This is a genomic window from Methylibium petroleiphilum PM1 (assembly GCF_000015725.1).
GTDB lineage: Bacteria > Pseudomonadota > Gammaproteobacteria > Burkholderiales > Burkholderiaceae_C > Methylibium > Methylibium petroleiphilum.
Genome location: NC_008825.1, coordinates 1,896,178 through 1,910,607, shown reverse-complemented (window position 1 = coordinate 1,910,607; position 14,430 = coordinate 1,896,178). Strand labels below are relative to the sequence as shown.

General features: G+C 69.3%; 13 protein-coding genes. 5 read left to right on the top strand and 8 right to left on the bottom strand.

Going from position 1 to position 14,430, the window contains the following annotated elements; all coding sequences use genetic code 11:
• Positions 1-16: 16 nt before the first annotated feature.
• From MPE_RS08935 to MPE_RS08905, 7 genes are all read right to left on the bottom strand, one after another.
• Positions 17-2,119: a 3-hydroxyacyl-CoA dehydrogenase NAD-binding domain-containing protein gene (locus MPE_RS08935; RefSeq protein ID WP_011829371.1), complete on the bottom strand. Its 2,103-nt coding sequence runs from the start codon at positions 2,117-2,119 to the stop codon at positions 17-19.
• 102 nt (positions 2,120-2,221) lie between these two features.
• The gene (locus MPE_RS08930; RefSeq protein WP_041930050.1) at positions 2,222-2,929 is read right to left on the bottom strand and encodes an ABC transporter ATP-binding protein; all 708 of its coding nucleotides are present in this window, start codon (positions 2,927-2,929) and stop codon (positions 2,222-2,224) included.
• On the bottom strand, positions 2,929-3,702 hold the full coding sequence (locus tag MPE_RS08925) for an ABC transporter ATP-binding protein (protein ID WP_011829369.1): 774 nt from the start codon (positions 3,700-3,702) through the stop codon (positions 2,929-2,931). Before MPE_RS08925 ends, MPE_RS08930 begins: the two co-directional genes overlap by 1 nt.
• On the bottom strand, positions 3,699-4,991 hold the full coding sequence (locus MPE_RS08920) for a branched-chain amino acid ABC transporter permease (protein WP_011829368.1): 1,293 nt from the start codon (positions 4,989-4,991) through the stop codon (positions 3,699-3,701). Before MPE_RS08920 ends, MPE_RS08925 begins: the two co-directional genes overlap by 4 nt.
• 7 nt (positions 4,992-4,998) lie before the next feature.
• Entirely contained in the window at positions 4,999-6,021 is a 1,023-nt protein-coding gene (locus tag MPE_RS08915) for a branched-chain amino acid ABC transporter permease (protein ID WP_011829367.1), read from the bottom strand.
• A 40-nt stretch (positions 6,022-6,061) separates the two neighbouring features.
• Positions 6,062-7,309 carry a branched-chain amino acid ABC transporter substrate-binding protein gene (locus MPE_RS08910; protein WP_011829366.1) on the bottom strand — a complete coding sequence of 416 codons (1,248 nt, stop codon included), beginning with the start codon at positions 7,307-7,309 and terminating at the stop codon, positions 6,062-6,064.
• A 26-nt stretch (positions 7,310-7,335) separates the two neighbouring features.
• Positions 7,336-8,970, bottom strand: coding sequence for a 3-(methylthio)propionyl-CoA ligase (locus tag MPE_RS08905; RefSeq protein ID WP_041929610.1), 1,635 nt, complete (start codon positions 8,968-8,970; stop codon positions 7,336-7,338).
• A gap of 121 nt (positions 8,971-9,091) precedes the next feature.
• Between MPE_RS08905 and MPE_RS08900 the strand changes: the two genes are divergently transcribed.
• The 5 genes from MPE_RS08900 (at position 9,092) to MPE_RS08880 (ending at position 12,902) form a co-directional block, all read left to right on the top strand.
• Entirely contained in the window at positions 9,092-10,615 is a 1,524-nt protein-coding gene (locus tag MPE_RS08900) for a protein adenylyltransferase SelO (RefSeq protein WP_011829364.1), read from the top strand.
• Entirely contained in the window at positions 10,612-11,028 is a 417-nt protein-coding gene (gene msrB / locus MPE_RS08895) for a peptide-methionine (R)-S-oxide reductase MsrB (RefSeq protein ID WP_011829363.1), read from the top strand. Before MPE_RS08900 ends, msrB begins: the two co-directional genes overlap by 4 nt.
• A gap of 66 nt (positions 11,029-11,094) precedes the next feature.
• A complete protein-coding gene (locus MPE_RS08890; protein WP_011829362.1) occupies positions 11,095-11,718 on the top strand; it encodes a septation protein A in 624 nt (207 codons plus the stop codon).
• The gene (locus tag MPE_RS08885; RefSeq protein WP_011829361.1) at positions 11,711-12,028 is read left to right on the top strand and encodes a BolA family protein; all 318 of its coding nucleotides are present in this window, start codon (positions 11,711-11,713) and stop codon (positions 12,026-12,028) included. The genes MPE_RS08890 and MPE_RS08885 overlap by 8 nt, the downstream gene beginning before the upstream one ends.
• Positions 12,029-12,083: 55 nt before the next feature.
• Positions 12,084-12,902, top strand: coding sequence for a peptidylprolyl isomerase (locus MPE_RS08880; protein ID WP_011829360.1), 819 nt, complete (start codon positions 12,084-12,086; stop codon positions 12,900-12,902).
• 96 nt (positions 12,903-12,998) lie between these two features.
• Here MPE_RS08880 and mdtD read toward each other — a convergent pair whose 3' ends face one another.
• The gene (gene mdtD, locus MPE_RS08875; RefSeq protein ID WP_011829359.1) at positions 12,999-14,423 is read right to left on the bottom strand and encodes a multidrug transporter subunit MdtD; all 1,425 of its coding nucleotides are present in this window, start codon (positions 14,421-14,423) and stop codon (positions 12,999-13,001) included.
• Positions 14,424-14,430 lie beyond the last annotated feature (7 nt).

The following is a 14,430-nucleotide window of genomic DNA, read 5'->3' as shown; positions in this document are numbered from 1 at the left end:
CTTGGCGTCCTCGCGTTTACAGGCCGTGGCCGAAGGTCTTGCCGTCGGCAGCCAGGCGCGCCAGCAGCGGCGCCGGCTCCCAGAAGGCCGCGTCGTCGAGCGGGTTGTGCTGGAAGCGCCGCATCGCGCGCACCACGTTGAACAGGCCCACCTCGTCGGCATGGCGCATCGGCCCGCCGCGGTGCAGCGGGAAGCCGTAGCCGGTGAGGTAGACCATGTCGATGTCGCCGGCCTTGGCCGCGATCCCCTCCTCGAGCAGGTGCGCGCCCTCGTTCACCAGCGCGTAGACCAGGCGCTCGACGATCTCGTCGTCGCCGATCTTGCGCGGCGTGATGCCCAGCGTCCTGCGATGGCCTTCGATCAGCTCGAGCACCACCGGCGACGGGATCGCGTCGCGCTTGCCGGCCTGGTAGTCGTACCAGCCGGCACCGGTCTTCTGGCCGAAGCGGCCGGTCTCGCACAGCAAGTCGGGGGTCTTGCTGTACTGCATGTGCGGCCGTTCGGCGTAGCGACGCTTGCGGATCGCCCAGCCGATGTCGTTGCCCGCCAGGTCGCTCATGCGGAACGGACCCATCGCGAAGCCGAAGCGCTCGATCGCCTTGTCCACCTGCTGTGGCGTGCTGCCTTCGTCGACCAGCAGGAAGGCCTGGCGCAGGTACTGCTCGACCATGCGGTTGCCGATGAAACCATCGCAGACGCCCGAGACCACGCAGGTCTTGCGGATCTTCTTGCCCAGCTGCATCACGGTGGCGAGCACGTCCTTGCCCGTCTGCTCACCGCGCACCACCTCCAGCAGCTTCATCACGTTGGCCGGGCTGAAGAAGTGGGTGCCGATCACGTCCTGTGGCCGCCGCGTGAACGCGGCGATTCGGTTCAGGTCCAGCGTGGAGGTGTTGGACGCGAGGATGGCGCCGGGCTTCATCACCTCGTCGAGGCGACGGAACACCTGTTCCTTGACGCCCAGGTCCTCGAACACCGCCTCGATCACCATGTCGGCGTCGGCCAGGTCGGCGTAGTCCAGCGTCGTGCTCAACAGGCCCAGGCGCTGCTCGGCCCGCTCGGCCGTGAGCTTGCCCTTCTTCACCTGCGCCTCGTAGTTGCGTCGGATCGTGGCCACGCCGCGATCCAGCGCCTCCTGCTTCGTCTCGAGCATCACCACCGGCAGTCCGGCGTTGAGGAAGTTCATCGCGATGCCGCCGCCCATGGTGCCGGCGCCGATGACGGCGAGCCGCTTCACGCTGCGCACCGGCGTGTCGGCCGGCACGTCGGCGATCTTGCCCGCCGCGCGCTCGGCCATGAACACATGCCGCAGCGCACGCGACTCGGGCGTGAGCATCAGCGCGGTGAAGGTCGACCACTCCAGCCGCAGGCCCTCATCGAACGGCAGCGCCACCGAGGCGGCGACCATGTCGATGCACTTGCGCGGCGCCGGGAACTGCGGGGCCATCGCGGTGGCGGTGTTGCGGGCGAACTGGAAATAGGCGTCGGCGTTCGGGTGATGGGCCGTGAGCCGGCGCACCAGCGGGAGCGGGCGCCGAGCCGCCACTTCGGCCGCGAAGGCCAGCGCCCCGGTCATCAGATCGCCCTCGACCAGCCGGTCGAACAGCCGCTGGCCGGGCAGCGCCGCGAGCCGCTCGCTCGCCACCGGCTCGCCGCTGAGGATCATGTTCAGCGCGTCCTCGACGCCCAGCACGCGCGGCAGGCGCTGCGTGCCGCCGGCCCCCGGGATCAGGCCGATCTTCACCTCCGGCAGGGCGACCTGGCAGCCCGGCGCGGCCACGCGGTAATGACAGCCGAGCGCGAGCTCCAGTCCGCCACCCATGCAGACCGTGTGCAGCGCGGCGATCACCGGCTTGCCCGACGCCTCGATGGCGAGGATGAGGCTCAGCAGGTTGGGCTCGCGCATCGCCTGCGGCGTGTCGAACTCGCGGATGTCGGCGCCGCCCGAGAAGGCCCGGCCGGCGCCGGTGATCACGATCGCCTGCACCGCCGGATCGTCCTGGGCACGCACCAGGCCGTCGGCCACGTCGCGCCGGGTGGCATGGCCCAGGCCGTTGACCGGCGGGTTGTCGAGCGTGATGACGGCCGCCGGGCCGTGGACTGCATAACGGGCACTCATGGATCGGGCTCTCCAGGACGACAGTCGGAAATAGAACGATCGTTCGATTCTGGCGCAGAAGCGGCGCGGCGGCGTGTCGCTGCCGTGACAGCCGTGCCGGACTCAGACCTCCAGCCACTCCCGGCGGACTTCGGCGTCGGCGCGCAGGTCCGCCGGCGTGCCCTCGAACACGATGCGCCCGTGGCCCATGACATAGCAGCGCTGGGCGACGTCGAGTGCGATGGTGAGCTTCTGCTCGACCAGCAGCACGGCCATGCCACGCTGCTGCAGTTCGCGCAGGAAGCCCGCCACCTGCTCCACCAGTTTCGGCGCCAGGCCTTCGGTCGGTTCGTCGACCAGCACCAGGTCGGGATCGCCCATCAGCGTGCGGCACAGCGTCAGCATCTGCTGCTCGCCGCCCGACAGCAGGCCCGCCTCGGTGTGCTCGCGCTCCTTCAGGCGCGGGAACATCCGGTACATGTCGTCGAGGCGCCAGCGTGGCGGCCGCGCCGGCTGGCCCGCCCCACCTTTCTGCCCGAGCTGCAGGTTCTGCAGCACCGTCAGGCCGGGGAACACGTCACGGCTCTCGGGCACGTAGCCGACGCCGCGGCGCGCGATGTCGAACGGGGCGCGCCCCAGCAACTCCTCGCCCCGCCACGTGACGCTGCCGCGGCCGTCGACGAGGCCCATCACCGCCTTCGCCGTGGTCGAGCGGCCCGAACCGTTGCGGCCCAGCAGGCTGACGATCTCGCCCGGCTGCACCTGCAGAGACACGCCGTGCAGCACGTGACTCTTGCCATAGTAGGCGTGGAGTTCGTCGAGGCGCAGCATCACGCGTCCCCGACCGCCAGCGCGGCACCCAGGTAGGCCTCCTGCACCGTCGCGTTGGCCCGCACGGCGGCGGGCGTGTCGCAGGCGATCACCTCGCCGTAGACCAGCACCGCGATGCGATCGGCCAGATCGAACACCACGCCCATGTCGTGCTCCACGGCCAGCAGCGTGCGGCCCTCGCTCGCCTCGCGGATCAGCTGCACGAAGCGGCGCGTCTCGCTGCGGCTCATGCCGGCGGTGGGCTCGTCGAGCAGGATCACGCCGGCGCCGCCGGCGATCGTCAGGCCGATCTCCAGTGCGCGCTGCTCGGCGTAGGTCAGGTCGGCTGCCGCCACGTCGCGCTTGCGGTCGAGGTGCAGCATCGCCATCACCTGCTCGGCGCGCTCGTTGGCGTCGCGCAGGTCGGCCAGGAACTTCCAGAACGCGTAGCGATGCCCCAGGCTCCACAGCACGGCGCAGCGCAGGTTCTCGAACACCGACAGCCGCGTGAACAGGTTGCTGACCTGGAAGCTGCGCGCCAGGCCCAGGCGGTTGATCTCGTGCGGTGCGCAGCCGTCGATGCGCGCCCCGTGCAGCCGGATCTCGCCGCTGCTGGGCGCGAAGCGCCCGCTGATGAGGTTGAACAGCGTCGACTTGCCGGCGCCGTTGGGTCCGATCAGCGCCACGCGCTCGCCGGAGCGCACCTGCAGGTCGGCGCCGCGGATGATCTCGGTCTTGCCGAAATGCTTGCGCACGCCGCGCAGCTCGAGCGCGAAGTCGGCCGTGAGGCTCACGAGGCCTCCTTCTGCCGGATCTCGTGCGCGATTTCCTGCTGCACGGCGCCCCATCGACGGGCGAACTCGCGGCGCGTGAGCTCGAACAGGCCCAGCCCGGCCAGCGCGACCAGGACTGCGCCGCACCAGCTGTCGACGCCATGCGGCTCCAGCGGCACGCCCAGGTAGCGCAGCGGGCCGCTGCCCAGCGCGGCGTCGAGCCGCAGGTGATACACCATCTCGATCATCGCGCCGACGCCGGCCAGCACCGTGAGCGCCGTGCCGGCGAGCGCGAGGTAGGCCGGCCACAGCGGACGCAGCCGGCCGTAGGCCGCGACGCGCAGGTTCATCATCACCAGACCGGCCAGGCCGCCCGGCGCGTACATCACCATGATCAGGAAGACGAGGCCGAGGTAGAGCAGCCAAGCCTGGGTGAACTCGCTGAACAGCACGAAGGCCAGCACCATCAGCACGGCGCCGAGGATGGGGCCGAAGAAGAAGCCCGCGCCGCCGAGGAAGGTGAACAGCAGGTAGGCCCCCGAGCGCTGCAGGCCCACGACCTCGGCGGTGACGATCTCGAAGTTCAGTGCGTGCAGGCCCCCCGACAGGCCGGCGAAGCCGCCCGCGATGACGAAGGTGAGATAGCGCACCCGCTGGGCGTCGTAGCCGATGTAGCCGACCCGCTCCGGGTTGTCGCGCACCGCGTTGAGCATGCGACCCAGCGGCGTGCGCGTGAAGGCGAACATCGCCGCCGTGGCGAAGAAGGTGTAGAGCGCGATCAGGGCGTAGACCTGGATCTGCGGACCGAAGCTGATGCCCGCCACCGGCGCACCGATCACGCGGTCGGCGGCGACGCCGGCCTCGCCGCCGAAGAACTCGGGGACCATCAGCGACATCGCGAACACCAGCTCCGCCAGGCCCAGCGTGATCATCGCGAACGGCGTGCCCGACTTGCGGGTGGTGACGAAGCCCAGCAGCAGCGCGACGCCGATCCCGGCGAGTGCGCCGACCAGCGGCACCAGGCTCACCGGCAGCGGCAGCTGCCCGTCGGCCGCGCGGTTGAGCGCATGGATCGCCAGGTAGGCGCCGAGGCCGCTGTAGACCGCGTGGCCGAAGCTGAGCATGCCGCCCTGCCCCAGCAGCATGTTGTAGGACAGGCAGGCGATGATCGCGATGCCCATCTGCGACAGCAGCGTCAGCGACAGGCCGCTGCCGAACAGCAGCGGCGCCACGGCCAGCAGCAGCGCGAACAGCCCCCAGACGAGACCGCGCGCCACGTTGCGCGGGCGGTATCGGAACACCAGCGCCATGGCCTGCTCAGCCTTCCCGCGTGCCGAGCAGTCCGCGGGGGCGGAAGATCAGCACCAGCACCAGCAGCAGGTACGGCAGGATCGGTGCGACCTGCGAGACCGTGAGCCGCAGCAGCGAGTTGCCCGCCGCGGCAGGGCCGACCTCCAGGCCCAGCGAGCGCAGCAGCGCGCCGAGCGAGTAGTCCACCGCGACCGCGAAGGTCTGCAGCACGCCGATCAGCAGCGACGCCACGAAGGCGCCCGGCAACGAGCCCATGCCGCCGACCACCACCACGACGAAGATCACCGAGCCGACGGTAGCCGCCATCGCCGGTTCGGTGACGAAGGTGCTGCCGCCGATCACGCCGGCCAGCCCGGCCAGCGCCGCACCGGCGCCGAACACCCCCATGAACACGCGCGGCACGTTGTGCCCCAGCGCCTCGGCCATCTCAGGGTGGGTCAGTGCCGCCTGGATCACCAGGCCGACGCGGGTGCGGGTGATCAGCAGCCACAGCGCCAGCAGCATCAGCAGGGCCACCAGCATCATGAAACCACGCGTGGCAGGGAACGGCGAGCACACGGCCCCGGCGGCGCTGCACAGGGCGGCCGGCGCCGCCCCCCACAGCAGCTGCAGGCCCTCACCCGCCGTCGCCACCAGCGTGAAAGCCGGGCCGCGCAGCGCGGCGGGTGGCTGGAAATCGAGCGCGACGCGCCCCCACAGCAACTGCACCACTTCCAGGATGACGTAGGACAGGCCGAAGGTCACCAGCAGCTCGGGCACATGGCCGTGGCGGTGCAGGCGGCGCAGGCAGGCGCGCTCGAACAACGCCCCGAGCACTCCGACCGCCAACGGCGCCAGCACCAGCGCGGGCCAGAAGCCGACCCCCTTGGCGATCGTGTAGCCCAGGTAGGCGCCCAGCATGTAGAAGCTGGCGTGCGCGAAGTTCAGCACGCCCATCAGGCTGAAGATCAGCGTCAGCCCCGAGCTGAGCATGAACAGCAGCAGCCCGTAGCTCAGGCCGTTGAGCATCGAGAGGGTGAAGAACTCCATCGGGCGCCCGTGCTCGCGTCCGCGCTGCAGAGAACGAGCCCTAGGGCCGCTTCATCTGGCAGCTGGTGGGCGTGCTCGACACGAAGGCCGGCAACTCCTTGACCGGCGCCAGCGTCATGCCGGTGTTCTCCGGGCTGTACGGGAACTTCGCGTCGGCCTGCTGCCACACCGTGATGAAGAGCGGCTGCTGCAGCTGGTGGTCGGACTTGCGCATCTCGACCTCGCCGCTGAAGCTGTTGAACTTCAGGCCCTCCATCGCCGCCGCCACCTTCAGCGGCTCGGTCGACTTCGCCCGCGCCATCGCCTGCGAGAGGATGTTGTAGATGTGGACCACCGAGCCGGTGTAGAAGTCGTCGTTGAGCTTCTGCCGGAACTCGTTCTGCCATTGGCCCATCGCGCCGGGCATGTTGTAGTGGTGGTAGGCGACCTGGTAGACACGGCCGTCGAAGTTGCGGCCGAGCGCCGTGGGCGCGCCGGTCACGCCGGTGTAGTAGGTGAAGAACCGCCCGGCGTAGCCGCTCTCGTTGGCGGCCTTCATCAGCAGAGACAGGTCGGAGCCCCAGTTGCCGGTGATCACGCTGTCGGCCCCGCTCGCCTTGATCTTGGCGATGTAGGGCGCGAAGTCGCGCACCTGCGCGAGCGGGTGGAAGTCTTCGCCGACCACCTGCACGTCGGGCCGCTTCTTCGCGAGGTTCTCCTTCGCGTAGCGCGCCACCTGCTGGCCGTGCGAGTAGTTCTGGTTGAGCAGGTAGACCTTCTTGACGTCGGGAAGGTCCTTGATGAAGGTCGTGAGCGCCTCCATCTTCATGGAGGTATCGGCGTCGAAGCGGAAGTGCCAGTAGCTGCAGCGGCTGTTGGTGAAGTCGGGGTCGACCGCGGAGTGGTTGAGGTAGATCACCTCCTTGCCCGGGTTGCGCTCGTTGTGCTTGGCCACCGCATCGATCATCGCGCCGGCCACCGAGGAACCGTTGCCCTGCGTCACGTAGCGCACACCCTGGTCCACCGCGGACTTCAGCGCGTTGACGGTTTCGCTGGGGCTGAGCTTGTTGTCGAACGGAACGATCTCGAAGCGCACGCCGGCCGGGTTGAGCCGGGGATCCTTGTTGAACTTCTCGGCGAAGAACTGGAAGCTCCGAACCTGGTTCTGGCCCACCGGGGCCATCAGGCCCGACAGCGGGTCGATCCAGGCGATCTTGACGGTCTCGCCCTTCTGCGCCGCCACCGTGCCCACGGCCAGCAGCAACAGCGAACCGACCGCCGTTTGATGCACCCAGGTCGCGATCCGCATCGTCGTCTCCGCTCGTGGTGGGCCGTTCAGGTGGTCGGCAGCTTGTGATCCTTGAGCTGCTCGCGCAGCCGCATCTTCTGGATCTTGCCGGTGGCGGTGTGCGGGATCTCGGCGACGAACACCACGTCATCCGGAATCTGCCACTTGGCGATCCGGCCTTCGTAGTGCGCCAGCAACTGCGCCCGCGTGAGCTCCACGCCCGGCTTGGGCACCACCACCAGCAGCGGCCGTTCGTCCCACTTCGGGTGGAAGGCGGCCACCACGGCCGCCTCGTGGACGCCGGGATGCGCCATCGCGATGTTCTCCAGCTCGATCGAGCTGATCCACTCGCCGCCGGACTTGATGACGTCCTTGCTGCGGTCGGTGATCTGCATGTAGCCGTCGGCGTCGATGGTCGCCACGTCGCCGGTCGGGAACCAGCCGTCGTGCAGCGGCGAGGCCGTCTGCTTGAAGTAGCGGTCGATCACCCACGGCCCGCGCACCAGCAAGTCACCGGAGCTCTTGCCGTCCCAGGGCTGCATGCCTCCATCGTCGCCGACGATCGCCATGTCGACGCCGAACACCACCTTGCCCTGCTTCTCCTGCAGGTGGCGCTGGGCCTCCTTGGGCAGCGCGTCGTGCTTGGACTTCAGGCGCGCCAGCGTGCCCAGCGGCGACATCTCGGTCATGCCCCAGGCGTGGATCACCTCGACGCCGTAGTCGTCCTCCAGCGTCTTCAGCATCGCCGGCGGGCAGGCCGAGCCACCGATGACGGTGCGCTTGAAGGTGGAGAACTTCAGGCCGTTCTGCTTCACGTAGGTCAGCAGGCCCAGCCACACGGTGGGCACGCCGGCGCTGAAGCTCACGCGTTCGGCCTCGAACAGCTCGTAGAGCGACTTGCCGTCGAGGTGCGGGCCGGGAAACACCACCCGGCAGCCGGTCAGGGCCGAGGCATAGGGCAGGCCCCAGGCGTTGACGTGGAACATCGGCACCACCGGCAGCACGGTGTCGCGAGCCGCCAGCGCCATGCCGTCCGGCAGCGCCGCCGCCATCGCGTGCAACAGGCTGGAGCGGTGGCTGTAGACCGCACCCTTGGGGTTGCCGGTCGTGCCCGAGGTGTAGCAGATGCTCGACGCCGTGTTCTCGTCGAAGCTGGGCCAGCGGTAGTCGCCGTTCTCGGCCTCCACCAGCTCCTCGAAGCACAGCAGGTTCGGCACGCTGGTTTGTGCCGGCATGTGGGCGCGGTCCGTCATCGCGACGAAGTGGCGCACCGTGGGCAACTGCGCGGCGAGCTTCTCGACCAGCGGCAGGAACGTCAGGTCGAAACACAGCACCCGGTCCTCGGCGTCGTTGACGATCCAGGCGATCTGCTCCGGGAACAGCCGCGGATTGACGGTGTGGCACACCAGCCCCGAGCCGGACGAGGCGTAGTAGATCTCGAGGTGGCGATAGCCGTTCCAGGCCAGCGTGCCGACGCGGTCGCCCGCCTCGCAGCCGAGCCGCGCCAGCGCCTGCGCCAGCTTGCGGGCGCGCAGCTCGACATCGACCCAGGTGCAGCGATGCACATCACCCTCGACCCGCTTGGAAACGATCTCGGTGTCACCATGGTGACGCGCCGCATGCGTGATCAGCGACGAGATCAGCAGCGGCATCTGCATCATCTGCCCCATCAACAAGGCCATGGTCTTTCCCTCTTCGATTGGCAATGGAATGCGGGCGATCATAGAAAGCGTCCCGCAAGGCTTAGGCTGGGGTATGCCCTAGACCGCAGCAGGCGTGAGAGGGCTCGCTAGACTGCCGGGCATGCAAGATGTTTCCCTGCCGGAGCTCGACCGGCCCGACGCGACGCCCCTCGGCCTGCACTGGCGCAACCGCTATGCCGCACTGGGCCCCGTCTTCCACACGCGACTCGCAGCGCAGGCGCTGCCGCAGCCGCACTGGGTGGCCACCAGCGACAGCGCCGCCCGCCTGCTCGGCTGGCCCGGCGACTGGGCCGAGCGCGCCGACTGGCAGGCGCTGGAGGTGTTGTCCGGCGGACGCACCTGGCCGGGCAGCGAGCCGCTGGCCACCGTCTACAGCGGCCACCAGTTCGGCGTCTGGGCCGGTCAGCTGGGCGATGGCCGGGCCCTGCTGCTGGGCGAGATCGACACGCCGAACGGACCGATGGAGCTGCAGCTCAAGGGCGCCGGCCGCACGCCCTATTCGCGCATGGGCGACGGCCGCGCGGTGCTGCGTTCGTCGATCCGCGAGTTCCTGTGTTCCGAAGCGATGCACTTCCTGGGCATTCCGACGACGCGCGCGCTGGCGGTCGTCGGTTCACCGCTGCCGGTGCGGCGCGAAACCGTCGAGACCGCCGCGGTCGTGACGCGGGTGGCGCCGAGCTTCGTGCGCTTCGGCCACTTCGAGCACTTCGCCCATCATGGCTTGCCCGAAGCGCTGCGCACGCTGGCCGACTTCGTGATCGACCAGCACCACCCCGCCTGCCGCGAGGCGGCCAATCCCTATGCCGCGCTGCTGGAGACGGTGGCGCGCCGTACCGCCACGCTGCTGGCCGACTGGCAGGCCGTGGGCTTCTGCCACGGCGTGATGAACACCGACAACCTGTCGATCCTCGGCCTGACGATTGACTACGGTCCGTTCGGCTTCCTCGACGGTTTCGACCCCGGCCATGTCTGCAACCACTCGGACCACCAGGGCCGTTATGCCTACTCGCGCCAGCCGAGCGTGGCGTTCTGGAACCTGCATGCGCTGGCGCAGGCGATGCTGCCGCTGATCGCGATGGGCGGCGAGGTGACCGAGGCCACCGGCGACCTGGCGCTGGAGGCGATCGAGCCCTACAAGCACACGTTCTCCGAGGCCATGGCGGCGCGGCTTCGCGCCAAGCTCGGCCTCGCCGGCGAACGCGACGAGGACGTGGCGCTGGCCGACGACTGGCTCCAGCTGATGGCCACCGAGCGCGCCGACCACACCATCACCTGGCGCCGGCTGGCGCAGTGGTCGCCGGCCGAGCCGCAGGCGGTGCGCGACCTCTTCCTCGACCGCCCGGCCTTCGATGCCTGGGCCGACCGCTATGCACGTCGCCTCGCGCTCGACGGCCGCGCGGAGGCCGAGCGCCGCTTGCAAATGGACCGCGCGAACCCCAAGTACGTGCTGCGCAACCACTTGTGCGAGAACGCGATCCGTGCGGCACAGGGTGGCGATTTCGGCGAGACACAGCGCCTGCTGAAAGTTCTGGAGCGGCCGTTCGACGAACAGCCGGAGCACTCGGCCTATGCCGAGTTTCCGCCCGATTGGGCGCAAACCCTGGAGGTGTCCTGTTCATCATGAGTTCCACCGACGACAAGCCCCGCAAGGTCCAGAAGACCGAGGCCGAATGGCGTGCCCAGCTCGACCCGATGCAGTTCGAGGTAACGCGCCACGGCGCCACCGAGCGTGCCTTCACGGGCAAATATGCCGATCACTGGCAGGAAGGCGTGTACCACTGCGTCGGCTGCAACGCGCCGCTGTTCGACTCGGGCACGAAGTTCGACGCCGGCTGCGGCTGGCCCAGCTACTTCCAGCCGCTGCGCGGCGAGATCATCGACCGCGTGGTCGACCGCAGCCACGGCATGGTGCGCGTGGAGGTGCGCTGCCAGGACTGCGGCGCGCACCTCGGCCACGTCTTCCCCGACGGCCCCGAGCCGACCGGCGAGCGCTACTGCATCAACTCGGCCTCGCTGGGCTTCGAGCCCCGGAAATGACCCGGTGCCAGCGCCCCGGCGCCGGCACCGCACAATCGGGGCCCTGGGCAACGACCGACCCTCGCGATGAAGTTCCTGTTCGACCTGCTTCCCATCGTCCTGTTCTTCGTGGCCTTCAAGGTGGCCGAAGGCCAACCCGACGCGGCGGCCGCGTTCGCCAGCCAGCATTTCGGCTTCCTGGTCTCCGGCGGCATGGTCGGCCCGAAGGAGGCCCCGGTGCTGCTGGCCACGCTGGTGGTCATCGTGGCCACCTTCGCGCAGATCGGCTGGCTGCTGCTGCGCGGCAGGAAGGTGGACACGATGCTGTGGGTCAGCCTCGGGCTGGTCACGGTGCTCGGCGGCGCCACCGTCTGGTTCCACAACGAGACCTTCATCAAGTGGAAGCCCAGCGTGCTGTACTGGGTCATGGGGACGGCGTTCTGGCTCAGTCACGCCGTGTTTCGAAAGAACCTGTTGCAGACGCTGATGGGCGGCCAGCTCCAGCTGCCGCCGGCGGTGTGGCGCAACCTCAACTTCATGTGGATCGCCTTCTTCGCGTTCATGGGCCTGGCGAACCTCTACGTCGCCTACAGCTTCCCGACCGACGTGTGGGTCAATTTCAAGCTGTTCGGCGGCGTGGGCCTGATGCTCCTGTTCACGCTGGCGCAAGGCCTCTACCTGAGCCGCCACATCAAGACCGAAGATGAGTGAGCCGAACGTGGGGCGCACCGCGCCGGCCTTCGCCCCGACCGCGGCCGAGCTCGAGGCCGCGTTGCGGGACGCGCTGGCGCCGCAATCGCTGCACGTCAGCGACGACAGCCACCAGCACGCCGGCCATGCCGGCGCCCGCGAAGGCGGGCATTACAGCGTCCATCTGGTCAGTGAGCGCTTTGACGGTTTGTCACGTCTGGCGCGGCACCGCCTTGTGTATGATGCCGTCGCCTCGTGGATGCCCCGCGGCATTCATGCCCTGGCACTCACCACGCTCACCCCCACCGAAGCGGCCCGCAGCACCCCTTGAAGCCGTCGCCCCGCGACGCCGCCCGCCGCCCTTTCCCTACCGAGGTTCTGATCGCATGAAGCCGTACACCCTTGCCGTTCGCGCATCGTCCATCGCGCTGGCCGCCGCCCTGCTCGCCCCGGCGCTGGCCGCAGCGCAGAACATCGCCATCGTCAACGGCAAGCCGGTCCCGAAGGCGCGCGCCGACGCCCTGCTGCTGCAGGTCACGAAGCAGGCACAGAGCCAGGGCCAGCAGCTGCCGCCCGAGACCGAGCGTCAGGTGAAGGACGAGGTGGTGCTGCGCGAGATCTTCACGCAGGCCGCCGAGAAGCGCGGCGTGGCCGCCACGCCGGAATACAAGGCGCAGATGGAACTGGCCCGCCAGAGCATCCTGATCCGCGAGCTGTTCGCCGACTTCCAGAAGAAGAACCCCGTCACCGACGCCGAGGTCCAGGCCGAGTACGACAAGTACAAGGCCCAGGCCGGCGACAAGGAATACCGTGTGCGCCACATCCTCGTGGAGACCGAGGACGAGGCCAAGGCCCTGATCGCGCAGATCCAGGGCGGCGCGAGCTTCGAGGAAACGGCCAAGAAGTCCAGCAAGGACCCGGGCTCGGCGCCCAACGGCGGCGATCTCGACTGGGCGGCCCCGGGCAGCTTCGTGCCCGAGTTCTCCAACGCGATGGTCAAGCTCGAGAAGGGCAAGATGACCGAGGCACCGATCAAGAGCCAGTACGGCTTCCACATCCTGAAGCTCGAGGACGTGCGCGACGCCCAGTTCCCGCCGCTGGCCGAAGTAAAGCCGCAGATCGAGCAGCGCCTGAGCCAGCAGAAGGTCGGCGCCTTCCGCGACGAACTCAAGAGCAAGGCCAAGACCGACTACAAGTTCGAGTGACCCGATCGCGGGCCCTCGACGACATCAGGCGCCCTGCGGGGCGCCTTTTTCATGCCCGACGGCCAGTCCCGCACGGTTGGAAAACGCATTCGCGCATCAGTGCTCGTCCGGCACGCGCGGCACCGCCTGCGGCGCGTCGCAGGTCTGCAGCTGCGCGAAGACGAGCGCAGCGCAGACCGTCATCAGGCCGATGCAGGCAAAGGCCGCGTGGAAGGTCTGCACCACGGCCGCCGATCCCTGGGCCTGCGTGTGTCCGCCGAACGCCACCAGCAGCGCGGCGGCGGCCGCGACACCCAGGCTCATCGAGACCTGCATCACCACCGACAGCAGGCTGTTGCCGGCGCTGGCGTTGCGGCCCTCCAGGTCCCCCAGCGTCAGCGTGTTCATGGCGGTGAACTGCAGCGAGTTGACGATGCCGAACGCGGCCAGGTGCAGCATCAGCGCCCAGCGGCCGGTCTCCAGATCGACCAGCGCGAAGCTGGCGATCATCAGCCCCAGCAGCACGGTGTTGCCGATCAGCGTGCGGCGGTAGCCCAGGCGCCCGATCAGCGGCTCGGCGAAGGTCTTGGACAGCATCGCGCCGAGCGCCGTCGGGATCAGGCTCATGCCGGCGGCGGCCGGCGAATAGGCGAGCCCGACCTGCAGGAACAGCGGCATCAGGAAGGGAATCGCGCCGCTGCCGAGCCGCGCGAACAGGTTGCCGATCAGGCCCACCGCAAAGGTCGGGATCGAGAACAGCCCGAGCCCGAACAGCGGCTGCGGCGCGCGCGCCGCATGCAGCCAGTAGCCGCCGAGCGCCGCGAAACCGGCGAACAGCAGCAGCATCGAGCTCGCGAACCCCAGCGCCCGTTCGCCCAGGCCCTGCAGCGCGACGGAGATCATCACGATGCTCGCGCCGAACAGCACGTAGCCCCACAGGTCGAAACGCTGCGCCGCGCCGTCCCGCAGGTCCGGCATGTAGCGCCGTGCGGCCACCACGCCCACCAGGCCGACCGGCAGGTTGATCAGGAACACCCAGTGCCAGGTGGCCACCTCGACCAGCCAGCCGCCCAGGCTGGGACCGATCAGCGGACCAACCAGGCCCGGGATCGTGACGAAGGCGAGCGTGCGCAGCAGTTGGTCCTTGGGGAACACACGCAGGATGGCGAGCCGACCCACCGGCAGCAGCAGCGCGCCGCCCACGCCCTGCAGCACGCGCGCCGCGGCGAGCTGGCCGAGCGTGGCCGACAGCGCGCAGGCCGCCGACCCGACGCTGAACACGACGATCGCGCCGATGAAGATGCGCCGCGTTCCGAAGCGGTCGGCCAGCCAGCCCGACACCGGGATCAGCAGCGCCACCGTCAACATGTAGGCGATCACGACGGCCTGCATGCGCAGCGGGCTCTCGCCGAGGTCGCGCGCCATCGCAGGCAGCGCGGTGTTGACGATGGTGCCGTCCAGCGTCTGCATGAAGAAGGCCACCGCCACCAGCCAGGGCAGCATGCGGCGGGCGCGTTCGCCGATCGCTGCGCCGTCCGTCATTGTGGGC

Bases quoted from the DNA above. Each gene is read 5' to 3' on its own strand.
- MPE_RS08920 (WP_011829368.1), bottom strand. From the start codon at position 4,991: ATGGCGCTGGTGTTCCGATACCGCCCGCGCAACGTGGCGCGCGGTCTC.
- mdtD (WP_011829359.1), bottom strand. From the start codon at position 14,423: ATGACGGACGGCGCAGCGATCGGCGAACGCGCCCGCCGCATGCTGCCC.
- MPE_RS08915 (WP_011829367.1), bottom strand. From the start codon at position 6,021: ATGGAGTTCTTCACCCTCTCGATGCTCAACGGCCTGAGCTACGGGCTG.
- MPE_RS08930 (WP_041930050.1), bottom strand. From the start codon at position 2,929: ATGCTGCGCCTCGACGAACTCCACGCCTACTATGGCAAGAGTCACGTG.
- MPE_RS08900 (WP_011829364.1), top strand. From the start codon at position 9,092: ATGCAAGATGTTTCCCTGCCGGAGCTCGACCGGCCCGACGCGACGCCC.
- MPE_RS08885 (WP_011829361.1), top strand. From the start codon at position 11,711: ATGAGTGAGCCGAACGTGGGGCGCACCGCGCCGGCCTTCGCCCCGACC.
- MPE_RS08910 (WP_011829366.1), bottom strand. From the start codon at position 7,309: ATGCGGATCGCGACCTGGGTGCATCAAACGGCGGTCGGTTCGCTGTTG.
- MPE_RS08880 (WP_011829360.1), top strand. From the start codon at position 12,084: ATGAAGCCGTACACCCTTGCCGTTCGCGCATCGTCCATCGCGCTGGCC.
- msrB (WP_011829363.1), top strand. From the start codon at position 10,612: ATGAGTTCCACCGACGACAAGCCCCGCAAGGTCCAGAAGACCGAGGCC.
- MPE_RS08935 (WP_011829371.1), bottom strand. From the start codon at position 2,119: ATGAGTGCCCGTTATGCAGTCCACGGCCCGGCGGCCGTCATCACGCTC.
- MPE_RS08905 (WP_041929610.1), bottom strand. From the start codon at position 8,970: ATGGCCTTGTTGATGGGGCAGATGATGCAGATGCCGCTGCTGATCTCG.
- MPE_RS08890 (WP_011829362.1), top strand. From the start codon at position 11,095: ATGAAGTTCCTGTTCGACCTGCTTCCCATCGTCCTGTTCTTCGTGGCC.